This window comes from Streptomyces roseifaciens (assembly GCF_001445655.1).
Taxonomy (GTDB): domain Bacteria; phylum Actinomycetota; class Actinomycetes; order Streptomycetales; family Streptomycetaceae; genus Streptomyces; species Streptomyces aureoversilis.
In genome coordinates, this window is record NZ_LNBE01000004.1 from 2,970,739 (window position 1) to 2,996,417 (window position 25,679).

General features: G+C 72.2%; 20 protein-coding genes. 15 read left to right on the top strand and 5 right to left on the bottom strand.

Going from position 1 to position 25,679, the window contains the following annotated elements; translation table 11 throughout:
• Positions 1-2 precede the first annotated feature (2 nt).
• The 5 genes from gatA (at position 3) to AS857_RS30580 (ending at position 6,530) form a co-directional block, all read left to right on the top strand.
• A complete protein-coding gene (gatA, locus tag AS857_RS30560; protein ID WP_058046398.1) occupies positions 3-1,496 on the top strand; it encodes an Asp-tRNA(Asn)/Glu-tRNA(Gln) amidotransferase subunit GatA in 1,494 nt (497 codons plus the stop codon).
• The gene (locus AS857_RS30565; protein WP_173864823.1) at positions 1,493-1,753 is read left to right on the top strand and encodes a hypothetical protein; all 261 of its coding nucleotides are present in this window, start codon (positions 1,493-1,495) and stop codon (positions 1,751-1,753) included. Before gatA ends, AS857_RS30565 begins: the two co-directional genes overlap by 4 nt.
• 26 nt (positions 1,754-1,779) lie before the next feature.
• Positions 1,780-3,288, top strand: a complete 1,509-nt coding sequence (gene gatB, locus AS857_RS30570) for an Asp-tRNA(Asn)/Glu-tRNA(Gln) amidotransferase subunit GatB (protein ID WP_058046399.1) — start codon at positions 1,780-1,782, stop codon at positions 3,286-3,288.
• 220 nt (positions 3,289-3,508) lie between these two features.
• Entirely contained in the window at positions 3,509-4,075 is a 567-nt protein-coding gene (locus tag AS857_RS30575; protein ID WP_058046400.1) for an AMIN-like domain-containing (lipo)protein, read from the top strand.
• A 229-nt stretch (positions 4,076-4,304) separates the two neighbouring features.
• A complete protein-coding gene (locus AS857_RS30580) occupies positions 4,305-6,530 on the top strand; it encodes an MMPL family transporter (RefSeq protein ID WP_058046401.1) in 2,226 nt (741 codons plus the stop codon).
• Here the strand turns inward: AS857_RS30580 and AS857_RS30585 are convergent.
• The 3 genes from AS857_RS30585 to AS857_RS30595 all read right to left on the bottom strand — a co-directional run bounded on the left by AS857_RS30585 (position 6,493) and on the right by AS857_RS30595 (position 9,115).
• Positions 6,493-6,672 carry a DUF6191 domain-containing protein gene (locus AS857_RS30585; protein ID WP_058046402.1) on the bottom strand — a complete coding sequence of 60 codons (180 nt, stop codon included), beginning with the start codon at positions 6,670-6,672 and terminating at the stop codon, positions 6,493-6,495. The two genes, AS857_RS30580 and AS857_RS30585, sit on opposite strands and share 38 nt — an antisense overlap.
• An 81-nt stretch (positions 6,673-6,753) precedes the next feature.
• On the bottom strand, positions 6,754-7,932 hold the full coding sequence (locus tag AS857_RS30590) for a PQQ-dependent sugar dehydrogenase (protein WP_173864862.1): 1,179 nt from the start codon (positions 7,930-7,932) through the stop codon (positions 6,754-6,756).
• 190 nt (positions 7,933-8,122) lie between these two features.
• Positions 8,123-9,115 carry an aldo/keto reductase gene (locus AS857_RS30595; protein WP_058046403.1) on the bottom strand — a complete coding sequence of 331 codons (993 nt, stop codon included), beginning with the start codon at positions 9,113-9,115 and terminating at the stop codon, positions 8,123-8,125.
• Between the two features lie 73 nt (positions 9,116-9,188).
• On the opposite strand from AS857_RS30595, the gene AS857_RS30600 reads away from it, so the two are divergent.
• The 7 genes from AS857_RS30600 (at position 9,189) to AS857_RS30630 (ending at position 20,155) form a co-directional block, all read left to right on the top strand.
• Positions 9,189-10,151, top strand: a complete 963-nt coding sequence (locus tag AS857_RS30600) for a 2-hydroxyacid dehydrogenase (RefSeq protein ID WP_058046404.1) — start codon at positions 9,189-9,191, stop codon at positions 10,149-10,151.
• A 280-nt stretch (positions 10,152-10,431) separates the two neighbouring features.
• Positions 10,432-13,362: a putative bifunctional diguanylate cyclase/phosphodiesterase gene (locus tag AS857_RS30605; protein WP_079110738.1), complete on the top strand. Its 2,931-nt coding sequence runs from the start codon at positions 10,432-10,434 to the stop codon at positions 13,360-13,362.
• A 249-nt stretch (positions 13,363-13,611) separates the two neighbouring features.
• Positions 13,612-15,507 (top strand): acetolactate synthase large subunit, encoded by a 1,896-nt coding sequence (locus AS857_RS30610; protein WP_058046406.1) that lies wholly within the window; start codon positions 13,612-13,614, stop codon positions 15,505-15,507.
• A 48-nt stretch (positions 15,508-15,555) separates the two neighbouring features.
• Positions 15,556-16,080, top strand: coding sequence for an acetolactate synthase small subunit (gene ilvN, locus AS857_RS30615; RefSeq protein ID WP_058046407.1), 525 nt, complete (start codon positions 15,556-15,558; stop codon positions 16,078-16,080).
• Positions 16,081-16,234: 154 nt separating this feature from the next.
• Complete coding sequence (gene ilvC / locus AS857_RS30620; protein ID WP_058046408.1) at positions 16,235-17,236, top strand: ketol-acid reductoisomerase; 1,002 nt, start codon at positions 16,235-16,237, stop codon at positions 17,234-17,236.
• Between the two features lie 226 nt (positions 17,237-17,462).
• Entirely contained in the window at positions 17,463-19,067 is a 1,605-nt protein-coding gene (gene serA, locus AS857_RS30625; protein WP_058046409.1) for a phosphoglycerate dehydrogenase, read from the top strand.
• Between the two features lie 188 nt (positions 19,068-19,255).
• Positions 19,256-20,155, top strand: a complete 900-nt coding sequence (locus AS857_RS30630) for a GntR family transcriptional regulator (protein ID WP_058046410.1) — start codon at positions 19,256-19,258, stop codon at positions 20,153-20,155.
• 198 nt (positions 20,156-20,353) lie between these two features.
• Here AS857_RS30630 and AS857_RS30635 read toward each other — a convergent pair whose 3' ends face one another.
• Positions 20,354-21,883: an MFS transporter gene (locus AS857_RS30635; protein ID WP_058046411.1), complete on the bottom strand. Its 1,530-nt coding sequence runs from the start codon at positions 21,881-21,883 to the stop codon at positions 20,354-20,356.
• Positions 21,884-21,992: 109 nt separating this feature from the next.
• Here AS857_RS30635 and AS857_RS30640 point away from each other — a divergent pair, with 109 nt between their 5' ends.
• Positions 21,993-22,607, top strand: coding sequence for a TetR/AcrR family transcriptional regulator (locus AS857_RS30640; RefSeq protein ID WP_058046412.1), 615 nt, complete (start codon positions 21,993-21,995; stop codon positions 22,605-22,607).
• Between the two features lie 52 nt (positions 22,608-22,659).
• Here AS857_RS30640 and AS857_RS30645 read toward each other — a convergent pair whose 3' ends face one another.
• Positions 22,660-23,280, bottom strand: coding sequence for a TetR/AcrR family transcriptional regulator (locus AS857_RS30645; protein WP_275477387.1), 621 nt, complete (start codon positions 23,278-23,280; stop codon positions 22,660-22,662).
• A 94-nt stretch (positions 23,281-23,374) separates the two neighbouring features.
• Here AS857_RS30645 and AS857_RS30650 point away from each other — a divergent pair, with 94 nt between their 5' ends.
• Together AS857_RS30650 and AS857_RS30655 are read left to right on the top strand one after the other, a co-directional pair.
• Positions 23,375-24,250, top strand: coding sequence for an NAD(P)-dependent oxidoreductase (locus tag AS857_RS30650; protein WP_058046413.1), 876 nt, complete (start codon positions 23,375-23,377; stop codon positions 24,248-24,250).
• A 212-nt stretch (positions 24,251-24,462) separates the two neighbouring features.
• The gene (locus tag AS857_RS30655) at positions 24,463-25,677 is read left to right on the top strand and encodes a cytochrome P450 (protein ID WP_058046414.1); all 1,215 of its coding nucleotides are present in this window, start codon (positions 24,463-24,465) and stop codon (positions 25,675-25,677) included.
• Positions 25,678-25,679: the final 2 nt, after the last annotated feature.

Consider the following 25,679-nt stretch of genomic DNA (forward strand, 5'->3'; position numbering starts at 1 on the left):
CTATGACGGACATCATCAAGCTCACCGCTGCCCAGATCGCGGAGAGGATCGCCTCCGGCGAGCTCACCGCCGTCCAGGTCACCGAGGCCCACCTGGCCCGGATCGAGGCCGTGGACGAGAAGGTGCACGCCTTCCTCCACGTGGACCGCGAGGGCGCCCTCGCCCAGGCCCGCGAGGTCGACGCCAAGCGCGAGCGCGGCGAGAAGCTCGGCCCGCTGGCCGGCGTCCCGCTGGCGCTGAAGGACATCTTCACCACCAAGGGGATCCCGACCACGGTCGGCTCGAAGATCCTCGAGGGCTGGATCCCGCCGTACGACGCGACGCTCACCAAGCGCCTGAAGGACGCGGACGTCGTCATCCTCGGCAAGACCAACATGGACGAGTTCGCGATGGGCTCCTCCACGGAGAACAGCGCCTACGGCCCGACCGGCAACCCCTGGGACCTGACCAAGATCCCCGGCGGCTCCGGCGGCGGCTCCAGCGCGGCGCTCGCCGCGTACCAGGCCCCCCTGGCCATCGGCACGGACACCGGCGGCTCGATCCGCCAGCCCGCCGCCGTGACCGGCACCGTCGGCGTCAAGCCGACCTACGGCTCGGTCTCGCGCTACGGCATGGTGGCCTTCTCCTCCTCCCTCGACCAGGGCGGCCCCTGCGCCCGTACGGTCCTGGACGCGGCCCTGCTGCACGAGGTCATCGCCGGCCACGACCCGATGGACTCCACGTCCATCGACGCCCCGGTCCCGCCGGTCGTCGAGGCCGCGCGCAACGGCAGCGTGCAGGGCATGCGCGTCGGCGTCGTCAAGCAGTTCCGCGGCGAGGGCTACCAGGCCGGCGTCGTGCAGCGCTTCGACGAGTCCGTCGAGCTGCTCAAGGAGCTGGGCGCCGAGATCGTCGAGCTGGACTGCCCGTCCTTCGACCTGGCCCTGGCCGCGTACTACCTGATCGCGCCGTCCGAGTGCTCCTCGAACCTGGCGCGCTTCGACGGCCTGCGCTACGGCCTGCGCGCCGGCGACGACGGCACCCGCTCCGCCGAGGACGTCACCGCCCTCACCCGCGAGGCCGGCTTCGGCCCCGAGGTCAAGCGCCGCGTCATGCTCGGCACGTACGCCCTGAGCTCGGGCTACTACGACGCCTACTACGGCTCGGCGCAGAAGGTCCGCACGCTCATCACGCGCGACTTCGAGAAGGCCTTCGAGCAGGTCGACGTGATCGTCTCGCCGACCACCCCGACCACCGCCTTCGCGATCGGCGAGCGCGCCGACGACCCGATGGCGATGTACCTCGCGGACCTGTGCACCATCCCGACCAACCTGGCCGGCAACGCGGCCATGTCGCTGCCCTGCGGCCTGGCGCCCGAGGACAACCTGCCGGTCGGTCTGCAGATCATCGCTCCCGCCCTGAAGGACGACCGGCTCTACAAGGTCGGTGCCGCGGTCGAGGCCGCGTTCACCGCCCGCTGGGGTCACCACCTGCTTGAGGAGGCACCGTCGCTGTGAGCACCGAGGTGAGCAAGGCGAGCGCTCTGAAGAAGGCCAAGGGCTTCAAGAAGTCCAAGCCCGGCACGTATCTGTCGATCGGCACCACGCTGTTCGGCGCGGTCAGCGTGATCAAGCAGGCGAAGAAGGCGCGCGGCGAGCAGGACACGCTCCAGCTGGTCGACGCGATCGTCTCCGCCGCAGCCATCGCCACCGGCGTCGCGCTGCTGGTGCGCGAGCTGCGCCGGATGAACAGCGACGACGTCCTCGCGCACTGAGCCAGGACCTGAGAGGTTAGTTTTCCGTGACCGTCACTGAACTGGTGTCGTACGAGGACGCGCTGGCTTCCTACGACCCCGTCATGGGCCTGGAGGTCCATGTCGAGCTCGGCACCAAGACGAAGATGTTCTGCGGCTGCTCCACGGAGCTGGGCGCGGACCCCAACACCCAGACCTGCCCGGTCTGCCTCGGCATGCCCGGCGCCCTGCCGGTGGTCAACGCCACCGGCGTCGAGTCCGCCATCAAGATCGGCCTCGCGCTGCACTGCGAGATCGCCGAGTGGTGCCGCTTCGCCCGGAAGAACTACTTCTATCCGGACATGCCGAAGAACTTCCAGACCTCCCAGTACGACGAGCCGATCGCCTTCAACGGCTACCTCGACGTGCAGCTGGAGGACGGCGAGGTCTTCCGCGTGGAGATCGAGCGCGCCCACATGGAGGAGGACACCGGCAAGTCCACGCACGTGGGCGGCGCCACCGGCCGCATCCACGGCGCCCAGCACTCCCTGCTGGACTACAACCGCGCCGGCATCCCGCTGATCGAGATCGTCACCAAGCCGATCGAGGGCGCGGGCGAGCGGGCCCCGGAGGTCGCCAAGGCCTACGTGGCCGAGCTGCGCGAGCTCATCAAGGCGCTGGGCGTCTCCGAGGCCCGGATGGAGATGGGTCAGATGCGCTGCGACGTCAACCTGTCGCTGCGCCCGCACGGCCGGGAGAAGTTCGGCACCCGCTCCGAGACCAAGAACGTCAACTCGCTGCGCTCCGTCGAGCGCGCGGTGCGCTTCGAGGTCCAGCGGCACGCCTCCGTCCTCTCGGCCGGCGGCACGATCGTGCAGGAGACCCGCCACTTCCACGAGGAGGACGGGTCGACCACGTCCGGCCGCATCAAGGAGGAGGCCGAGGACTACCGCTACTTCCCCGAGCCGGACCTGGTGCCGGTGGCCCCCTCCCGCGAGTGGGTCGAGGAGCTGCGGGGCACCCTGCCCGAGCTGCCGCGCGTGCGCCGCAACCGCCTCCGTGAGGACTGGGGCGTCACCGAGCACGACATGCAGTCGATCCTCAACGCGGGCGCGGTCGACCTGATCGTCGCCACCGTCGAGGCCGGTGCCGACTCCGCCGCCGCCCGCAAGTGGTGGATGGGCGAGCTGGCCCGCAGCGCCAACGAGTCCGGTACGGACCTCGCGGCGCTGCCGATCACCCCGGCGCAGGTCGCCCGGGTGGCGGCGCTCGTCGCCGAGGGCTCGCTCAACGACAAGCTGGCCCGCCAGGTCATCGAGGGCGTGCTCGCGGGCGAGGGCGACCCGGACGCGGTCGTCGAGAAGCGCGGCCTGAAGGTCGTCTCCGACGACAGCGCCCTGGGTGCCGCCGTGGACGAGGCCATCGCGGCCAATGCCGCCATCGCGGACAAGATCCGCGCCGGCAAGGTCGCGGCGGCGGGTGCACTGGTCGGCGCGGTCATGAAGGCCACGCGCGGCCAGGCCGACGCGGCCCGTGTCCGTGAGCTCATCCTGGAGCGCCTCGGCGTCGAGGGCTGACCGGCTGAGAGCCGATCGGCCCCGGGCCGATCAGCTGCTCATCGGCAGCGTTCTGCGACACCTCATGGCCGCCCCTTTTCGAAGGGGCGGCCATTGTCTGTCCGGGAATGGTCCGGGAATGGCTGGTTTCCTTTGCTCTATGGCCTTCGTGTCCCCCGTCCGGCATGATCCCGACTGCGGGCCCACCGTGTGCCCGCATCCGATTTCTGGGGGTTGGCACATGAGACGGTTGAGCAGGACGCTGGCTGCACTCACGCTGGCGGGAGCCGGCCTGCTGGTGGCGACGGTCCCGGCCGGCGCGGCCACGGAGGCGCCGGCCACGGTGAAGTGCGAGGCGGGCTGGGGGAGCCTGCCCAAGGTCGGCACGGACACGGCCTACCGCCCGCTGCTGGACATCCGGGCCGGGAAGCACGAGTGCTACGACCGTCTGGTCTTCGACGTCCAGGGCATCGGCGACCGCCCGATCGGCTACCGCGTGGAGTACGTGGACCAGCTGCGCCAGGACGGCTCCGGCGACGTGATCCCGGTCGGCGGCGGCGCGATCCTGGCGGTCCGCGTGGCCGCTCCGAGCTACGACCCGAGCACCGGCGAGCCGCGCTACCCCGGCCACGCCGGACAGCCGCTGACCGGCGTGGACCTCACCGGCTTCCGCACCTTCCAGGACACCCGCTTCGCCAGCAGCTTCGAGGGCGACACCCTGATCGGCCTCGGCGTCCGCGCACGGCTGCCCTACCGGGTCTTCCAGGAGCGCAACCGCATCGTCGTGGACGTCGCCCACACCTGGTAGTCCCTGCGCAGAGCCTGTGATCCCCGCGCCGGACGGCCCCTGGCGGGCCCGGTGTGGGGTGGGCCACAAAGCGGACAAAGGATCTTTTTCCGCTGTCACAGTGGTTCGGCAAGGGGCCCCCACCGCGCCTCTCGCGCTGCGGGGCCCCAGGCCCAGCAGCTCATGCGCTCGGAAATGCACGGGGCAGTTCTCCCGGCGGGATCGACGCGACGACCGGGAAGCAGCCCGAATGACCTCACTCGCCCGATGGTGCCTGCGCCGTCGTTTCGCCGTGATCGTGCTGTGGCTCGTGGCCCTGGCGGGCACCGCCGCGGCCGCGACCCTGGCCGGCCCGGCGTACTCCAACGACTACGCCGTCCCCGGTACCGAGGCCGCCCGCGCGGGCGCGCTCCTGGAAGCGGGATTCCCGGGCCAGGGCGGTGACGACACCATCGTCTGGCACACCGACCGGGGCACCGTGCGCGCCGCCGCCGTCGAGCAGCGTATGACCGAGACCCTGCGCGACGTCGCGGCCCTGCCCGGCGTCGAGTCCGTCAGCGGCCCGTACAGCGGCCCCGACGGCGCCGCCAGGATCAGCCCCGACGGGCACACCGCCTACGCCTCCGTCACCTTCGCCTCGCCCGGCGACCCCGGCAAGGAGCTGGTGCACCAGGTCGTCGAGACGGCCCGGTCCGCGGCGGACGGCGATCTGGAGGTCGCCCTCGGCGGCACCGGCATCGCCACCGGCGAGGCCGCGAGCGGCCACCTCAGCGAGATCATCGGCATCGCCGTCGCCGCCGTCGTGCTCTTCGTCGTCTTCGGCTCGCTGGCCGCGAGCCTGCTGCCGATCGCCACGGCCCTCGTGGGCGTGGGCACCGCCTACATGGGCACCCAGCTGCTCGGCCACGTCATGACCGTCGCCGACTTCGCGCCCATGCTCGGCACCCTCATCGGACTCGGCGTGGGCATCGACTACGCCCTGTTCATCGTCACCCGGCACCGCAAGGGCCTGCGGGCGGGGCTGCCCGTGGCCGTCGCGGCCGAGCGGGCCGTCGCCACCACCGGCCGCGCCGTCGTCTTCGCGGGCGGCACCGTGTGCGTCGCGCTGCTCGGCATGCTCATCCTGCGGCTGAGCTTCCTCAACGGGGTCGCCATCGCCGCCTCGCTCACCGTCGTCCTCACCGTCGCCGCCTCGGTCACGCTGCTGCCCGCGCTCCTCGGGGTCATCGGCGACCGTGCCCTCAGCCGCCGCGAGCGCCGCCGCCTCGCGGACAGCGGCCCCCGCCCGGAGCTGCCCACCGGGCTGGCCGCCCGCTGGTCCGCCTTCGTGGAGCGCCACCCCAAGCTGCTGGGCGCCGTGGCCGCCGCCGTCATGCTCGTGCTCGCGCTGCCCACGTTCTCCCTCCACCTGGGCACCTCCGACCAGGGCAACAACCCGGCCTCGTCCACCACGCGCCAGGCGTACGACATGCTCGGCCGCGGCTTCGGGCCCGGCGTCAACGGCCCCCTGACCCTCGTGGCCGACCTCGACAGCGCCGCCGACCGGCTCGCGTTCACCGAGCTCCCGGACGCCCTGCGGCACACCGAGGGCGTCGCCTCCGCCTCGCCCGCCCAGGTCAGCCCCAGCGGCGACACGGGCGTCATCAGCGTCGTCCCCACCACCTCCCCGCAGTCGCGCGACACCAGCGACCTCGTGGACCGGCTGCGCGGCACCGTGCTGCCGAAGGCGACCGCCGGCACCGGTGTGGACGTCCAGGTCGGCGGCATGACCGCGAGCTACGACGACTTCGCCGCCATCATCCTCGGCAAGCTGCCGCTCTTCGTCGGCACCGTCGTCGGCCTGGGCTGCCTGCTGCTCCTGCTGGCCTTCCGGAGCATCGGCATCCCCCTGAAGGCCGCGCTGATGAACATCGCCGCCGTCGCCTCGTCCTTCGGCATCGTCGTCGCGATCTTCCAATGGGGCTGGGGCGCCGAGTTCCTCGGCCTCGGCGGCGCCGGGCCGATAGAACCGTTCCTGCCCGTCGTCATGGTCTCCGTCCTCTTCGGCCTGTCCATGGACTACCAGGTCTTCCTGGTCAGCCGGATGTACGAGGAGTGGCTCGCCACGCGCGACAACACCCGGGCCGTGCGCGTCGGCCTCGCCGAGACCAGCCGCGTCATCAACTCCGCGGCGGTGATCATGATCTCGGTCTTCCTCGCCTTCGTCCTCAGCGGGGACCGCGTCATCTCGATGTTCGGCATCGGCCTCGCGGCGGCCGTCGCCCTCGACGCCTTCGTGCTGCGCACGCTGCTCGTCCCGGCGCTCATGCACATGCTGGGCGGCGCCAACTGGTGGCTGCCGGCGTGGCTGGAGCGCCGCCTGCCCCGGATCAGCATCGAGCCGCCGGAGCCGGTGGACGCGCCGGAGCCGGTGGACGGGGCCCGCGAGCCGCTCCCGGTCAGTCCCGAGAGGAGCCTTGCCGGGGCGGGCGTATGAGCACGTGGCCCGAGTCGAGGTCGACCGGGCCGCGCGCGGGGTCGCCGTCACCGACGTCCTCGCGGGTCATTTCGAGCCGGTTCTGTTCCTCGTCGGTGTGCTTCCGGCCCGGTGCGAACACTTCCTCGAACACGTTGAACATCTTCAACTCCCGTCGCCGCACTGTCCGTCCAGTCTAGGCGGACGTGTGTACGGTCCCGGCAAAGTCGTGCGCCGCGATGCGTCAGCTCACTTCTAGCCGCAGGATCCGGTCGTCCTCGCCGCCCGGCTTCCCGCGCCCGTCGGTGTTGCTCGTCGTCAGCCACAGCCCGCCGTCGTCCGTGGCCAGGACCGTGCGCAGCCGCCCGTACTCGCCCTGCAGGAACGCCTGGGGGCCGGCCACCGGCTTCGTGCCGTCCAGCGGGATCCGCCACAGGCGCTCGCCGCGCAGGCCCGCCATCCACAGGGAGCCCTTGGCGAAGGCGAGGCCGCTGGGGGAGGCGTCGGAGGTCTTCCACTGCTCGACGGGGTCGGTGTAGCCGGACCTGCCCGCCTTGCCCTCGACGACGGGCCAGCCGTAGTTGCCGCCCGGCCGGATCAGGTTGAGCTCGTCCCAGGTGTTCTGGCCGAACTCCGACGCCCACAGGCGCTTGCCCGCGTCCCACGCCAGGCCCTGCACGTTGCGGTGGCCGTAGGAGTGGACCACCGAGTTCTCCTCGGGGTTGCCGTACGCGGGGCGGCCGTCCGGGGTCATGCGGAGGATCTTCCCGCCGAGGGACTTCCTGTCCTGGGAGAGGCCGCGCTCCCCGCTCTCGCCCGTCCCGGCGTAGAGCATCCGGTCGGGGCCGAAGGCGATGCGCCCGCCGTTGTGGACGTTGCCCTTGGGGATGCCCCGGAGCACCGTGTCGGGCGCCCCCAGCCGCTGCCCCGCGGGCTTGCGCTCGTCGTAGCGCAGGCGTGCGATGCGGTTGTCCGAATCGGTGGTGAAGTACGCGTACACCAGGCGGTCGGTGGCGAAGTCGGGCGAGACCGCCAGGCCCAGCAGGCCGCCCTCGCCGCCCTTGACGACGCCGGGCACCTCGCCCACCTCGCTCTGCGCGCCGTCCTTGACCGCCACCCGGGCGATCTTTCCGGTGTCGCGGGACCCGACCAGGAGGTCGCCGCCGGGGAGCGCCGCGACGCCCCACGGCGAGCCGAGCTTCGCGGTGAGCGTCCGGACGACCTTGACCGAGCCCTTGGCGGGCGCCGGCGGGGTCGAGGGGGTGCCCGAAGAGGCCTCCTCGCCGGGCGACTTGGCCGCCGAACCCTGCCGCGGGCCCTCGCCCGGGAAGCCGTCCTCGCTCGAACAGCCCGCGACGCCGAGCAGCAGGGAGCCGGCCAGGAGCAGAGAGGCGGCCGGCCGCAGAGAGGTGGCGGGCCGCAGAGAGGCGCCGGGGCGCAGAGAGGCGGTCGGTCGCGGAGAGGCGGTCGGCGCGGCGGCGCCGGTACGGACACGGGGACGTCGTCGCACGGTTCGTTCCTCTCGCCGGGGCGCACTGCGTGTACGCGGCACTGTGCCACACCGGGGGCCGCCGTCCGGGGGAGAATCGCACGGGTGCGCCACGTGCGCCGCGTCAGTCCCAGGACCCCATGGCGCGGGGGAGCGCCGCTATCTCCGCGAAGTCCTCGGGGGTGAGCCGCAGTTGCGCCGCCGCTGCGTTCTGCACCGCCCACACCGGCTTCTTCGTGCCCGGTACGGGTATGACGTGCCGGCCCTGCGCCAGTACCCAGGCCAGGGCGACCTGCGCGGCCGTCGCGTCGTGGCGCAGCGCGACCCGGCGCAGGCCCGCCACGATCGGCTGGTTGGCGGCCATCATCTCGGCGGTGAAGCGCGGGTGGCGCGCCCGGAGGTCCTCCGGCTCGAAGCCCTGCCCCGGCGTGAGCGTGCCGCTGAGGAAACCATTCCCCAGGGGCATGGCGGCCAGCATGCCGACACCCCGGGAAGCGCACCAGGGCACCAGCGCATCGAGCGCCTCCCGGGACCACACCGACAACTCCACCTGCACACAGCTCACCGGGAACACCTGCTGCACCCGCTCCAGCTGCCGGATCGTCGCCTCGTACAGCCCCGCGCGCGACCGGCGGTGCTTGCGCGCGCCGATCGCACACCAGCCCAGCGCCCGCACCTTGCCCGCGGAGACCAGCTCGGCCATCGCCCCCCAGGTCTCCTCGACCGGCACCTCGGGGTCGGGCCGGTGCAGCTGGTAGACGTCGATCACGTCGGTCTGCAACCGGCGCAGCGAGGCGTCGCAGGCCCGTTTCACATAGCCCGGGCGGCCGTTGGCGACGATGTGGCTGTCGCCCACCAGCAGCCCGCACTTGGTCGACACGAACGCCTCGGAGCGCCTCTCCCGCAGCACCCGTCCCACCAGCAGCTCGTTGGTGAACGGCCCGTACATGTCCGCGGTGTCCAGCAGGGTCGTGCCCGCGTCGAGCGCCGCGTGCACCGTGCGCAGCGCGCCCTGCCCGCTCCGCTGGGAGGCGGTGTATCCCCAGTGCATGGGCATGCACCCCAGGCCGATCGCGCCCACTTCGAGCGCCGCCGCACCGATATTCCTGCGCTCCACCGGCCGTACCCCTCCCGTTCCTCGCCCCCAAACTAACCTCTGCCGTGCCGGCCCGATCGCATAGCCTCCAGGCATGAGTGCAGATGACAGCGGTTCCGCCCGCCCCCTGGTCTGGCTGCCCTTCCCGCCCGAGCGGATCGAAGGGCTCCCGGAGAGCCTCGACTACGCCTTCTGGGACGGCGGGCCGGACTACCCGACCGACCCCGCCCGCTGCGACTTCTACGCGGTCCCGTACGTCACCGACCCCGAGCCGTGCCTGCGCCCGCTGCCCGCCATGACGCGCGTACGGGTCGTGCAGGCGCTCACCGCGGGCGTGGAGCACCTGCTGCCCGCCGTGGAGCGGCTGCCGAAGGGCGCCGTGCTGTGCAACGCCCGCGGGCTGCACGACGCGAGCACCGCCGAACTCGCCCTGGCCCTCACCCTCGCCTCGCTGCGCGACATCCCCGGCTTCGTGCGCGCGCAGGACGCGGGGGAGTGGCGGCAGGGCTTCCGGCCGGCGCTGGCCGACAAGTCGGTGCTCATTGTGGGTTACGGTTCGATCGGCAGCGCCATTGAGGACCGGCTCGTGCCCTTCGAGTGCGCGCGGGTCACACGCGTCGCACGCTCCGCGCGGGACAGCGCGCGCGGTCCCGTGCATCCGATCGCCGCCCTGCCCGGCTTGCTGCCCGACGCCGACGTCGTGATTCTCGCGACCCCGCTCACCGAGGAGACCCGGGGGCTCGTCAACGCCGGTTTCCTGGCGCGGATGAAGGACGGGGCGCTGCTGGTGAACGTGGCGCGCGGTGCCGTCGTCGACACCAAGGCCCTTCTGGCCGAACTGGACGCAGGTCGGCTGCGTGCCGCACTGGACGTCACGGACCCCGAGCCGCTGCCGCCCGGGCACCCCCTGTGGAGCGCCCCGGGGGTGCTGATCACCCCCCATGTGGGTGGGCCCTCTTCGGCCTTTCTGCCGCGCGCCGAGCGGCTCCTGCGTGATCAGCTGGCCAGATTCGCCCTGGACGCGCCACTGCAAAATGTCGTAGTCATCGCCCGCTAGTTACCACGTAGAGGTACCGTTCGACTGCACTCAGTGTCCATAACCCCGTGGCTGATTACGCTATGTATATGAGCTATGTCCCTGAGTGACGAGTCTGGTGTATCGTCCGGACGGGGGCTGCGGCGTGCACAGGAACGGCCGCAGCGAGGACCGGAACTCGAGGGGGGCGACGGGCGATGCACGGCCAATGGACGATCAACCCGACGCGGCTCACGCACCGACCACGACCGCACTGTGCACCGCGACCGCACTGCGTGGCCACGCTGCTCCTGTGGCTCCCATGGATCCCGCTGCTGCGGACGGCGGCGCGGTGAGCGCCCCAGGGGCGGCCCTGTCCCGCCCGTCCGGCGGCTCGGGCCCGGTCTCCCAGCTGCTGCTGGCCCTCGTCTGCGGCGGCTATGCCACGGGCGCGGCCTTCGGCTGGGGATCGAGCGAGCTCGCCTCCGCCATGGGCGACTTCGGCCTCGGCGGCGCGGCCGTCCTCGCCGCCGTCTCCTGCTTCTGGTACGGGCGCACGCACCGCACCCGGTTCCGGCTCGCCTGGTTCCTCTTCGCCGCGTCCTCGGCCATGGCCGGCCTCGGCAACGTTGTCTGGGGCTGGTACGAGGTCGTCATGGACGCCCGCGTCCCGACGCCCTCCGTGGCCGACTTCTGCTTCCTGCTCTTCGCGCCGCCGGCCATCATCGGCCTGCTGGTCCTCGCCCGCCGCCCCGTCACCCGGGCCGGCTGGGTGTGCCTGGCCCTCGACGCCTGGCTCACCGGCGGTTCGCTGCTCACGCTCTCCTGGAGCCTCGCGCTCGCGCACACCGCCCACTTCGAGGGCGAGAGCGTCGCCCACGCCGCGCTCTCCCTGGCCTATCCGCTGCTGGACATCGCCCTGGTGTCCATGGTGCTGGCCCTGCACTTCCGGCGCTCGACAGCCAACCGCTCGGCCATCAACACCGCCATCGCGGCCCTCGCCCTGACGGTCCTGTGCGACGCCCTGTTCACCTCGCCGCTGCTGCGCTCGCACTACCGCTCGGGCCAGATCCTCGACGCCGGCTGGTTCGCGGGCTACATGCTCATGGCGTACGCCCCCTGGGTCGCGCGCGAGGACGGCGACGACGCCGCCCCGCCCCGCTCGGCCCAGCACCCGCACCACCCCAGCCGTCCCATCGCCGGCTCCCTCGCGGCCCTCACGCCGTACCTGGCCGCAGCCGTGTGCACCCTGGGCATCCTCTACAACGTCCTGGACGGCCACCAGGTCGACAAAGTCGTCCTGTTCACCGGCTGCACGGTCGTCCTGGCCCTGGTGATCCGCCAGGGCATCATGCTGCTGGACAACATCTCCCTCACCCAGGAACTGGCCCAGAAGGAGAACCACTTCCGCTCCCTCGTCCAGGGCTCCAGCGACGTGATCATGATCGCCGCGCCCACGGGCATACTGCGCTACGTCAGCCCGGCCGCCGCCGGGGTCTACGGGCGCGAGGCCGAAGACCTCGTCGGCTCCGAGCTGGCCTCGCTGATCCACCCGGAGGACCTGGGCAGAGTCGTCCACGAGGTGCGCCGCTTCCTCGCGGCGCCGCCCGCCGAGGAGCCCACGACCCGCATCGAGTGCCGCTTCCGCTCCGGCGGCGGCGAGTGGCTCAACGTCGAGTCCACCGTCAACCGCCACCACGGCGGCCTGATCTTCAACAGCCGCGACGTCACCGAGCGCGTCCGCCTCCAGGCCCAGCTCCAGCACACGGCCGAGCACGACCCGCTCACCGACCTGCCCAACCGCGCCCTGTTCACCAAGCGCGTCCAGCAGGCCCTCACCGGCCGCAGAGCGACCGACGCGGGCACCGCCGTGCTCTTCATCGACCTCGACGGCTTCAAGGCGGTGAACGACAGCGTCGGCCACCAAGCCGGCGACGAGCTGCTCGTCCAGGCGGCCCGTCGCCTCCAGGACTCCGTCCGCGCGGGCGACTCCACGGCCCGCTTCGGAGGCGACGAGTTCGCGGCGCTGATCATCGGTGACGGCACCCGTGACCCCGCCGCCCGGGAGTACCGCATCCACGAGATCGCCGACCGGCTGCGGATCACCCTCTCCCAGCCCTACCGCGTGGAAGGAGGCACCGAGGTCCGCGTCGCCGCCAGCATCGGCGTGGCCTTCGCCGAGCCCGGCATCACCCCGGGCGAGCTGATGCGCAACGCCGACCTCGCGATGTACCGCGCCAAGCAGGCCGGCAAGGGGCGCGTGGAGCTCTACGCACCGCAGATGCAGGCCGACGTGGTCCGCCGCGCCGAGCTCGCCACCCGGCTGCGCACCGCCCTGCACGAGGGCGAGTTCGCCCTGCTGCACCAGCCCGTCGTCGACCTGGGCACGGGCACGGTCACCGCGGTGGCCGCCCAGCCCCGCTGGCGCTCCGCCCAGGGAATACTGTTCACTCCTGCGGAGTATCTCCGCGTGGCCGAGAACGACCGGGGCGACGAGGCCGCCCGCATCGCCGAGCTGGGCCGCTGGACGGTGGAGAAGGCCGTCGAGCAGGCCGCCCAGCGCTGCCGCGCGGGCCACCCCGTGCCCGTGTACGTCCGGCTGTCGGCCGCCCGGCTGATGGACAGGTCGCTGCCCGCCAAGAACCTGGAGGGGCTGCTGATCCGCCACGGGCTGCCCTCCGGCGCGCTCGTCCTGGAGCTGTCCGGAAGCGACCCCCGGGTGCCCCTGGACGAGCTGGAGCGGCGCCTGGCCGCCCTGCGCCGGATGGGGGTGCGGATCGCCCTCGACGGCTTCGGCAGCGGCTATGCCGCCATCAGCGCCCTGCGCCGGCTGCCCATCGACACCCTCAAGCTCGACCGGGGGCTGGTCGACGGCGTGGTGGAGTCCGCCCGGCTGCACAAGATCACCGCCGGGCTGCTGAGGATCGCCACCGACCTGGGCATGCAGTCCGTCGCCGACGGGGTCGACGTGCCCGAGCAGGCGCTCGCCCTGCGCGCCATGGGCTGCACCCATGCCCTGGGCGCCGCCTTCGCCGGGCCGCTCGACGAGCACCGCCTGCGGCACGCGCTGAACCTCGGGGCCTACCCCGTCCCCGGCGCGCCGGTGGATGGCGCAAAAGCGTGGGTCGGAGGCGGCGCCCTGCCCGCAGGAGCAGTACCGTCCGCTACGCGATCCGGGTCCGCGGGGGGCGCCGGATCACTCGCCCATGCTCCATTGCGCTCAAATAATGAGACGCCCGTCCCACCCACTTGACACTTCCCAGGTGGCGGGTGGAGGGTCGGTTCCATGCGCACCCGAATTCTCGTACTTGGAAAGCGCGTCGGCTGAAGCAGGCCCTTCACACGCCCTGCTGACCACACCGGCGCGCTCCCCTCGCTTGCCTCACGGCACGAGGGGTTTTTTGTTGCACTAGAACGTGACAGACCCACCCAAACCGACCTCCGCTCAACCAGTCGAACCCGTCGATCGAACCCGTCGAAATCCTTCGAGAAGAGAATGTCGATGACCGAGCAGGCCACCGGGGCCCACCATCCGCAGCCGCGGGCCCGTAACGGCGCGGCGCACCAGCCCGCCACCGTCGAGCACGTCACGGGCGCGCAGTCCCTCATCCGCTCGCTGGAGGAGGTCGGTGCCGAGATCGTGTTCGGGATCCCGGGAGGGGCGATCCTCCCCGCGTACGACCCGATGATGGACTCCTCGAAGGTCCGCCACGTCCTGGTCCGCCACGAGCAGGGCGCGGGCCACGCCGCGACCGGATACGCCCAGGCCACGGGCAAGGTCGGCGTCTGCATGGCCACCTCCGGCCCCGGTGCCACCAACCTCGTCACGCCGATCGCCGACGCCCACATGGACTCCGTCCCGCTGGTCGCCATCACCGGCCAGGTCGCCTCCAAGGCGATCGGCACGGACGCCTTCCAGGAGGCGGACATCTGCGGCATCACCATGCCGATCACCAAGCACAACTGGCTGGTGACCGACCCCGCAGAGATCCCCCGCACCATCGCCGAGGCCTTCCACGTCGCGTCCACCGGCCGCCCCGGCCCCGTGCTCGTCGACATCGCCAAGGACGCCCTGCAGGCGCAGACCACCTTCAGCTGGCCCCCGCACACCGACCTGCCCGGTTACCGCCCGGTCACCAAGCCGCACAGCAAGCAGATCCGCGAGGCCGCCAAGCTGATCAGCCAGGCCGCCCGCCCCGTGCTCTACGTCGGCGGCGGCGTCCTCAAGGCCCGCGCGACCGCCGAACTGAAGGTGCTCGCCGAGCTGACCGGCGCCCCCGTCACCACCACCCTGATGGCCCTCGGCGCCTTCCCCGACAGCCACCCGCAGCACCTGGGCATGCCCGGCATGCACGGCTCGGTCGCCGCCGTCACCGCCCTGCAGAAGGCCGACCTGATCATCGCCCTCGGCGCCCGCTTCGACGACCGCGTCACGGGCAAGCTGGACTCCTTCGCCCCGTACGCCAAGATCGTCCACGCCGACATCGACCCCGCGGAGATCGGCAAGAACCGCGCCGCCGACGTGCCGATCGTCGGTGACGCCCGCGAGGTCATCGCCGACCTGATCGTCGCCATCCAGGCCGAGCACGCCGAGGGCCGCACGGGCGAGGCCGCCGGGACGGGATACGCGGCCTGGTGGCAGGACCTCAACCGCTGGCGCGACACCTACCCCCTCGGCTACGACCAGCCCGACGACGGCAGCCTCTCCCCGCAGCAGGTCATCCAGCGCATCGGGCAGCTCGCGCCGAAGGACACCATCTACGCCGCGGGCGTCGGCCAGCACCAGATGTGGGCCGCCCACTTCATCGACTACGAGCAGCCCGCCACCTGGCTCAACTCCGGCGGCGCCGGGACCATGGGCTACTCCGTCCCCGCCGCGATGGGCGCCAAGGCCGGCATGCCCGACCGCACCGTGTGGGCCATCGACGGCGACGGCTGCTTCCAGATGACCAATCAGGAACTGGTCACCTGCGCGCTCAACGACATCCCGGTCAAGGTCGCCATCATCAACAACGGCGCCCTCGGCATGGTCCGCCAGTGGCAGACCCTGTTCTACAACCAGCGCTACTCCAACACGGTGCTCCACGCGGGCCCGGCCGTCTCCAACGGCGGCTCCGCCACGGGCGCCGGCACCGAGCCCTGCGCCGGAACCCGCGTCCCGGACTTCGTCAAGCTCGCCGAGGCCATGGGCTGCGTCGGCATCCGCTGCGAGCGCCCGGACCAGCTCGACGCCGTCATCGAGAAGGCCAACGCCATCAACGACCGGCCCGTCGTGATCGACTTCATCGTCCACCAGGACGCCATGGTCTGGCCGATGGTCGCCGCAGGCACCTCCAACGACGAGATCCTCGCCGCGCGCGGAGTCCGCCCGGACTTCGGCGACACCGAGGACGACTGACGGACCGCCGACGACAGATGACAGAGGCCTGACGAGGAAGAGAACCTGATGACCAAGCACACGCTCTCCGTCCTGGTGGAGAACACCCCGGGCATCCTGACCCGGATCGCCGCCCTGTTCGCCCGCCGCGGCTTCAACATCGACTCCCTCGCCGTCGGGGTCACCGAACACCCGGACATCTCCCGCATCACGATCGTCGTCAACGTCGAGTCGCTGCCGCTGGAGCAGGTGACCAAGCAGCTCAACAAGCTCGTCAACGTGCTGAAGATCGTCGAGCTGGAGGACAGCGCGGCCATCCACCGCGAACTCGTCCTGGTGAAGGTCCGCGCCGACAACGAGACCCGCTCCCAGATCGTCGAGATCGTCCAGCTCTTCCGCGCCAAGACCGTCGACGTCTCCCCGGAGGCCGTCACCATCGAGGCGACCGGCGGCAGCGACAAGCTCGGCGCCATGCTCAAGATGCTGGAGCCCTTCGGCATCAAGGAGCTGGTGCAGTCCGGGACGATCGCCATAGGGCGCGGCGCCCGGTCCATCACGGACCGCAGCCTGCGCGCGCTCGACCGCTCGGCCTGAGGCCGCCCTCCCGCAACCCCTGCGGGCCCCGCACCCCCTGCGGACCCCGGACCCCGCGCGGATCCGCATACCGAGACCCGAAATCTTCCGTCCGCCCGCCCGTCATACGGTGGGACGCACAACCGGAAAACCGGAAACAAGGAGAATCCCCAACGTGGCTGCCGAGCTCTTCTACGACAACGACGCCGACCTGTCCATCATCCAGGGCCGCAAGGTCGCGGTCCTCGGCTACGGCAGCCAGGGCCACGCCCACGCGCTGTCCCTGCGCGACTCGGGCGTCGACGTCCGCGTGGGCCTGCACGAGGGCTCCAAGTCCAAGCAGAAGGCCGAGGAGCAGGGCCTGCGCGTCGTCACCCCGGCCGAGGCCGCGGCCGAGGCCGACGTCATCATGATCCTCGTCCCGGACCCGATCCAGGCCAAGGTCTACGAGGAGTCCGTCAAGGACAACCTCAAGGACGGCGACGCGCTCTTCTTCGGCCACGGCTTCAACATCCGCTTCGGCTTCATCAAGCCCCCGGCCGGCGTCGACGTCTGCATGGTCGCCCCCAAGGGCCCGGGCCACCTGGTCCGCCGCCAGTACGAGGAGGGCCGCGGCGTGCCGTGCATCGCGGCCGTCGAGCAGGACGCCTCCGGCAACGCCTTCGCGCTGGCGCTCTCCTACGCCAAGGCCATCGGCGGCACCCGCGCCGGCGTCATCAAGACCACCTTCACCGAGGAGACCGAGACCGACCTCTTCGGCGAGCAGGCCGTGCTCTGCGGCGGCGCGTCGGCGCTCGTCAAGGCGGGCTTCGAGACCCTGGTCGAGGCCGGCTACCAGCCGGAGATCGCGTACTTCGAGTGCCTCCACGAGCTCAAGCTGATCGTGGACCTGATGTACGAGGGCGGCCTGGAGAAGATGCGCTGGTCCGTCTCCGAGACCGCCGAGTGGGGCGACTACGTCACCGGCCCGCGCATCGTCAACGAGGGCACCAAGGCCGAGATGAAGAAGGTCCTGGGCGAGATCCAGGACGGCACCTTCGCCAACAACTGGATGAAGGAGTACCAGGCCGGCCTGCCCAAGTACAACGAGTACAAGAAGGCCGACGAGGACCACCTGCTGGAGACCACCGGCAAGAAGCTGCGCAAGCTGATGAGCTGGGTGGACGACAAGGAGTAGGCGCACTCCGCGCCGCACGGGCGCCGGGCGGGCCGGGAAACCGGCCCGCCCGGCGCCCGTGGGCGAAGCTCGCGCGACGGCGCGGCAACCGCCGATACACTGCACACCAACAAGCGCGTACCAGGCTCACAGCGTCGTGCGTCTTCCACGCGGCTGCCTGCCCCCTTCACCGCCTGCGGCCGTCGGGACGGCCGTCCGCCATGGACCAGTGAGGACTGAGGACTCCGTGAGCACTGTTTCGCCCCGCAAACCCGTCGTGCTGATCGCCGAGGAGCTCTCCCCGGCCACCGTCGACGCGCTCGGCCCCGACTTCGAGATCCGGCACTGCAACGGCGCCGACCGCGCGGAGCTGCTGCCCGCCGTCGCCGACGTCGACGCCGTGCTCGTGCGCAGCGCCACGAAGATCGACGCGGAGGCCATCGCCGCCGCGAAGAAGCTGCGGGTCGTCGCCCGCGCCGGCGTCGGCCTGGACAACGTCGACGTCTCCGCCGCCACCAAGGCCGGCGTGATGGTCGTGAACGCCCCGACCTCCAACATCGTCACCGCCGCCGAGCTCGCCTGCGGCCTGCTCATCGCCACCGCCCGCAACATCCCGCAGGCCAACTCCGCGCTGAAGAACGGCGAGTGGAAGCGCTCCAAGTACACCGGCGTCGAGCTGTCCGAGAAGACCCTCGGCGTCGTCGGCCTCGGCCGGATCGGCGTCCTCGTCGCCCAGCGGATGTCCGCCTTCGGGATGAAGGTCGTCGCCTACGACCCGTACGTCCAGCCCGCCCGCGCCGCCCAGATGGGCGTCAAGCTGCTGACGCTCGACGAGCTCCTCGAGGTCGCGGACTTCATCACCGTGCACCTGCCCAAGACGCCCGAGACGCTCGGGCTCATCGGCGACGAGGCCCTGCGCAAGGTCAAGCCCAGCGTCCGGATCGTCAACGCCGCGCGCGGCGGCATCGTGGACGAGACGGCGCTCGCCGCGGCGCTCAAGGAGGGCCGCGTCGCGGGCGCGGGCCTCGACGTCTACGCCTCGGAGCCGTGCACCGACTCCCCCCTCTTCGAGTTCGACAACGTGGTGGCCACCCCGCACCTCGGCGCCTCCACCGGCGAGGCACAGGAGAAGGCCGGCATCGCCGTCGCCCGGTCGGTGCGGCTCGCCCTCGCCGGAGAGCTGGTGCCGGACGCGGTCAACGTCCAGGGCGGTGTCATCGCCGAGGACGTCAAGCCCGCCCTGCCGCTGGCCGAGAAGCTCGGCCGGATCTTCACGGCCCTGGCCGGCGAGGTCGCCGTCCGGCTCGACGTCGAGGTCTACGGCGAGCTCACCCAGTACGACGTCAAGGTCCTGGAGCTGTCCGCCCTCAAGGGCGTCTTCGAGGACGTCGTCGACGAGACGGTCTCCTACGTCAACGCCCCGCTGTTCGCACAGGAGCGCGGCGTCGAGGTGCGGCTGACCACCAGCTCCGAGTCGACCGAGCACCGTAACGTGGTGACCGTGCGCGGCACGCTGGCCGGGGGCGACGAGGTCTCCATCTCCGGCACCCTCGCCGGCCCGAAGAACCAGCAGAAGATCGTCGCCGTGGGCGAGCACGACGTGGACCTCACCCTCGCCGACCACATGGCCTTCTTCCGCTACGCCGACCGCCCCGGCGTCGTCGGCACCCTGGGCCGCATCCTCGGCGAGGCCGGCATCAACATCGCCGGCATGCAGGTCTCCCGCGCCACGGAGGGCGGCGAGGCGCTCGTCGCCCTCACGGTCGACGAGTCGGTCACCCCGGCGGTGCTGTCGGAGATCGCCGAGGAGATCGGCGCGGCGTCGGCCCGTGCGGTGAATCTGACGGACTGACGGATCGTCGGACCGGCGGATCGTCGGACCGAGGTACGGAAGCGCCCTCGGCAGGCCCGGCAGCCCCTCGGGGCGGCCGGGCCTGCCGTCCGTACGGGACAGGGGAGTTCGGCCTGCGGCCGCGGCGCCCCCATCGGCGGCGGGACGCGCCTTCCGCCGCACCCCGCGGCTCTCCTAGCCTTCCCGTCATGGGTGTACTGGAACAGCCCGCGGCTCCGGCGTCCGCCCCGTACCGCCGGATCGCCGCCGAACTCCGCGCCCGCATCGCCTCCGGGGAGATCGGCCCGGGGGAGAAGGTCCCCTCCGTGCGGCGGATCGCCCAGGAGTGGGGCGTCGCGACGGCGACCGCGGCCAAGGTCCTGTCGGTGCTGCGCGAGGAGGGCGTGGTGCGGGCGGTGCCCGGGGTCGGCACCGTCGTGGCCGCCCCGTGCGGCGGGGCGGGGCCGGAGGAGGGGGCCTGCGCGGAGCGCAACGGGCGGCCGCCCCGTGCGGCAGGTGCGCCGAGGGCGCTCACCCCTGAGCGCATCGTGCGGACGGCGATCGCGCTGGCCGACGCCCACGGCGCCGCGGCCCTGTCCATGCGCGCCCTCGCGGCCGAACTCGGCGTCCCCACCATGGCGTTGTACCGGCACGTGCCGGGCAAGGACGACCTCGTCGCCCGGATGGCGGACACCGCCTTCGGCGAGTGCGGCCCGCCCGGAGGCTCGCCCGGCGACTGGCGCGGCCGCCTGTACGCGGCCGCCCGGTACCAGTGGGCCGTCTACCGCCGTCATCCGTGGCTGGCCAGGGCCATGGTGTCCGTCCCCCGCCCACGGCTCCCCGCGTGCGCCACCGGCCCCATGGAGCGGGCGATGGCTCCGGCGCCGGGGCCCGGGCCGGGCCTGGAGGCGGGCGCGGTGGTCCGCATCGGGGTCACGGTCGCCGGGTACGTGCGCGGCGTGGCCGTGAACCTGGAGGACGGGGCCGCCGCCCGGCGGGCACGGGGCGGCACCGATGCCGACCTGGACGCAATGTTCGAGTTCGGGCTGGCCCGGCTGCTGGACGGGCTGAGCGCGTACGTCGAGCAGCGGCACGGCGGCTGTTCGTAGGGGGCTGCTGCGGGGGTTGCCGGTCGGGCGCCCCGTGCGGGTTGCGGGGCGGCCGCAGCCTCCGGGCGGCTGTCGGCGGGCGCACCTGCCGGACACTCCCCGCCGCAGCGGTGCGCTACTGCATAGCGGCGCTGCCCGGCGGCGCAGAGCCTGGCGGCGGGCGCCCACCGGCCAGGCGCCGCCCCATGCGGCCCCCGGTCAGGCGCCCCGTGCCGCGCGCAGAGCGGCCACCGTGATCGTGGCGGAGAGCAGCAGGACGGCCGTTCCGCCGACGGCGGCCACGTTCATGCCGTGGGTGAAGGCCTCGCGCGAGGTGGCCAGGACCGCCTCGCCGGCCCGCCCGGGGAGGTGTGCGGCGACGGCCGCCGCCCCGCCGAGGGTCTCGCGGGCCGCGTCCAGCGCCCCGTGCGGCAGGTCCGCGGGCAGGCCGTCCGCCATGTCGCGGCGGTAGACGGCCACGCCCACGCTGCCGAAGAGCGCCATGCCCAGGGCCCCGCCCAGCTCCTGGCCGGTCTCCAGCAGGGAGGCCGCGCTGCCCGCCTTCTCCGGCGGGGCGCTGCCGAGCGCCATGTCGTTGACCAGGGCCATGACCACGACGATGCCGGAGCCGATGACCGAGGACCCGGCCAGCGTCAGGGCCAGGGAGTCCGTTCCGACCCCCGCCAGCAGCCCGTAGCCGGCGGCCGCGACGACGAAACCGGCCGCCATGACGTAGGCCTTGGGAGCCCGCTGCCCGGCCGCGGCGGCGAGCGGGGCGGCGCAGCCGACCGCCACGGAGGGGATGACGCCCCACAGCGCCGCCTCCAGCGGGCCCTTGCCGAGCACGGACTGCAGGTACTGCGTGGTGAAGTAGGCCGAGCCCATCATGCCGAACGTGGCCAGCGTGTTGATCCCGACGCCCGCCCCGAAGGCGCGGTGGCGGAACAGCTCGCGGCTGATCATCGCGTCGCCCCGGCTGCGCTGCCGCCGCACGAACGCGGCGCCGATCAGCAGGCCGGCGGCCACGCACGCCGCGGGCGCCACCGCGAAACCCTCCGCGGCGATCTCCTTGACCCCGTAGATCACGGGGATCACGGCGCCGATCGACAGCGGCACGCTCAGCAGGTCGAACCGGCCCGGGCGCGGGTCCTTGGACTCCGGTACGAGCAGCGGCGCGAGCACCAGCAGCAGCACCATCGCGGGCACGTTGACGAGGAACGCCGAGCCCCACCAGAAGTGCTCCAGCAGCACCCCGCCGAGCACCGAACCGAGCGCGATGCCGCCCGCCATGGCGCCCGACCAGATGCCGATCGCCTTGGTGCGCTGCCGGTCGTCGTGGAACAGGTTGCGCACCAGCGCCATGGTCGAGGGCATCAGGGTGGCCCCGCCCAGGCCCAGCACGGCGCGTGCGGCTATCAGCGTCTCCGCGCTCTCCGCGTACGCGGCGAAGACCGACGCGACGCCGAAGGCGCACGCTCCGGCCAGCAGCAGCCTGCGGCGGCCGATGCGGTCCCCGAGCGCCCCCATGGTGATCAGCAGCCCGGCGAGGGCGAAGGCGTAGCTGTCGAAGATCCACAGCTGCTGGGTGCCGGTCGGCTCCAGCTCCCGGCCGATGGCCGGCATGGCGAAGAAGAGGACGGAGACGTCCATCGAGACCAGGAGGAGAGGCAGCAGGAGGACGACGAAGGCCGTCCACTCCTTGCGGCCCGCGAGGGTTCGGACGGGCGGGGTCGCCAGTGGGGTCGTCATGAGCAGCGAATATACGCACGTCTTAAACGCTTGTCTATGACGCTTGTATAAGACGAACGTCTCGTACGGTCGTCTAGGACAGGCGTATGGCCGCGGCTAGGCTGCCGGCATGGGACATCGCGAAGATCTGCTCGACGGCGCCAAGCGCTGTCTGCTCGAGAAGGGCTGGACGCGCACCACGGCGCGCGACATCGTGGCCGCCTCAGGGGCCAACCTCGCCTCCATCGGCTACCACTACGGCTCGAAGGAAGCGCTGATGACGGAGGCGTTTCTGCAGCTGACCGCGGACTGGGTCGACGGGGAGGCGCCCACGATCGCCTCGGCGGCGGACCCGGAGGCGCCGCGCGAGGAGCGCCTCGCCGCCACGCTGGACGCGGTGATCGCGGGCTTCGCGAAGGACCGCGAGTTCTGGTCGGCGCAGCTCGAGGTGATCGGTCAGCTGGTGAAGAACCCTGAGCTCAGGGCGAAGTTCGCCGCGGTGCAGCCCGCCGGGCGCGAGGGCATGGTGGCGCTGTTCGAAGGCGTCGACGACAGCGAGGTCGGCCCGGAGGCGACCCGCACGGCGGGCGCCTTCTACTACGCCCTGTTCGTGGGGCTGTGGATGCAGTGGCTGATCGACCCCGCCGCGGCGCCGACCGGCAGGGAGATCGTCGAGGGCGCCCGGCGGGTGCTCGCGGACACGGTGCTGGACGCGCCGGAGGAGGCGGAAGGGGCGGAAGGCTGACGGGCGCCGCCCGGTCCGCCCCGCGCCGGGCTCGGCGGCAGGGCGGCCGGGCTCAGCGGTAGGAGTCGATCAGGCGCGCCAGATGGCGCCCCGCGATCAGCAAGGGCTCCTCGCTGCGGGCGATCTGGGCCGTCAGCTCGGCGCCCTCCAGCGTGTTGATCACCGTGTGCGCGAGCTCGCGGGCGTCCTGCGCGGCGAAGCCGGCGGCGAGGAGCCTGTCGTGCACCAGGCCCCGCCAGCGCTCGAACGCCTCGGCGGCCGCCGACCGGATGCCGGGGGCGTTCGCGGCGGCGCCCAGGGACGTGGCGGTGACGGGACAGCCGTCCAGCCAGTCGGAGGCGCGCAGCTCCGCGGCGACGAGCCCGGCGACGGCGACCACCGCCTCGGCCGGGTCCGGCCGGCTCTCCAGCGCCGTGCGCAGCATGCCGGCGAACTCCCGGTCGCCGTGCCGGATCGCCTCGGTGGCGAGCTCCTGCTTGCCGCCGGGGAAGAAGTGGTAGACCGACCCGAGCGTGGCGTTCGCCTCCCGGGAGATCTGCTTGATGCCGGTGCCCTCGTAGCCCTGGCGCTGCATCAGCCGGGACGTCGCGCGGACGATCCGCTCGCGCGTGCCGAGGCCGGCGTCGGGTCCCGCGGCGGTTTCGTCGTGGTCGTGCTCCGGCGTGGTCTTCACCCTCCCGAGAATATAGGTAGAGCGTTCGCTCTAGAGGCGTGCTACGTTGATGCCGTCACTAGATAGAGCGTTCGTTCTAGAGGGGTGTGGATTCATGGTTTCCGCGGACAAGCGAGCAGTGACCGTCATCGGCCTCGGCCCCATGGGGCAGGCGATGGCGGGGGCGTACCTGGACGCCGGCTACGAGGTGACGGTCTGGAACCGCACCGCCGCCAAGGCCGACGCCCTGGCCGCACGGGGCGCGCACCGCGCGGCCGGCGTCGAGGAGGCGCTGGCCGCGAACGGGCTGGTGGTGCTGAGCCTGACCGACTACGACGCGATGTACGCGCTCCTGGAGCCCGCCGCGGGCTCCCTGGCCGGCCGGGTCCTGGTGAACCTCAGCTCGGACACCCCGGAGCGGGCCCGCGAGGCCGCCGCGTGGGCCGCCCGGCACGGGGCCGAGCACCTCACGGGCGGGGTGCAGGTGCCGCCTTCCGGCATCGGCAAGCCGGAGTCGTCCACCTTCTACAGCGGCCCCAAGGAGGTCTTCGAGGCGCACGAGGCCGCCCTGAAGGTGCTCACCGGAACCGACTACCGGGGCACCGACCCCGGCCGGGCCGCGCTGTTCTACCAGATCCAGATGGACATGTTCTGGACCGCGATGCTCAGCTACCTGCACGCCACCGCGATCACCGCCGCGAACGGCATCACGGCGCAGGAGTTCCTGCCGTACGCGCAGTCCACGATGGCCTCGATCCCGGGCTTCCTCGCGTTCTACGCCCCGCGCATCGACGCCGGGCGGCACGACGGCGACGTCGACAAGCTCGCCATGGGGGTGGCCAGCATCGACCACGTCGTCCACACCGCCGAGGGCTCGGGGGTCGACGCCGCCCTGCCGGCCGCGGTCCGGGAGGTCTTCCGGCGCGGCGTGGAGCGCGGCCACGGGGACGACAGCTTCACCCGTCTGCTGGAGGTCTTCAAGGCCGGCTGAGTGCCTCCGGGGCGAGCCGGGCGGGCTGGGCCGAACGGGGGTGCGCCGAACGTACTGAAGGCGGCAAAGGTGTGGTCACGGGCCGAATTCGGGAGCTTGTCGGGCGTTGTCCGCGATATGGCCGGATTGCTCGTAGCCCGAACCTCGAAAGAGGCTTGGACTGGATGAACCGGATGTAGAGGACAACAGTCCGAACGCCTGGAAGGAAGCACATGACCGACATCGGGATCCAGCCCACCACCTCATCGGCTCCCTCCTTCCCCAGCGACCGCACCTGCCCCTATCAGCCGCCCGCGAGGCACCAGGACCTGGCCGCCCGCGGACCGCTGACGCGCGTCACCCTGTACGACGGGCGCGTGGTGTGGCTGGTGACGGGCCACACCGAGGCCCGCGCCCTGCTCACGGACCCCCGCGTCTCGTCCAACCGTCAGAATCCGGCCTTTCCCGTACTCGCCCCGCGCGCCGAGAACCAGGCGTCCGTGGTGATCCCGCTCCTCGGCGTGGACGACCCCGAACACGCCCGGCAGCGCCGCATGCTGATCCCCCGCTTCAGCCTCAAGCGGGCCGCCGCCATGCGGCCCCGCATCCGGAGCATCGTCGACGGCCTCATCGACACCATGCTCGCCAAGGGCGACAGCGCGGAACTCGTCTCCGCGTACGCCCTGCCCGTGCCCTCCATGGTGATCTGCACCCTGCTCGGCGTCCCCTACGACGACCACGACTTCTTCGAGGCGTGCTCCCGGCGGATGCTGGCGGCGCCGACCGCCGCGGAGGCCACCGCCGCCCGCGACGACCTGCGCGACTACCTCCACCGGCTCGTGGACCGCAAGGAGGCCGAGCCCGGCGACGGCCTGCTCGACGAGCTCATCGCCGACCGCCTCGCCGACGGCCAGGTCGACCGCGACGAACTGGTCATGATGGCGCTGCTGTTGCTCGTCGCCGGCCACGAGACCACGTCCAACATGATCGCGCTCGGCGTGTACACCCTTCTCGAACACCCTGACGAGCTCGCCGCCCTGCGCGCCGAACCCGGCCTCATGCCCGCTGCTGTGGAGGAGCTGCTGCGCTTCCTGTCCATCGCCGACGGCTTGATACGGGTCGCCACGGAGGACATCGAGATCGGCGGGCGGACCGTGCGCACCGGCGACGGCGTCATGATCGGCACGTCCGTCGTCAACCGCGACGCCGGCGCCTACGCCGACCCCGACGCCCTGGACGTCCGCCGCTCGGCCCGCCACCACGTCGCGTTCGGCTACGGCGTCCACCAGTGCCTGGGGCAGAACCTGGCCCGCGCCGAGATGGAGATCGCCCTGTCCGCGCTCTTCACCCGTATCCCGGGCCTGCGCCTCGCCGTTGCTCCCGGCGAGGTGTCCGTCAAGCCCGGCGACACCCTGCAAGGACTCCTCGCTCTCCCGGTCGCCTGGTGAGC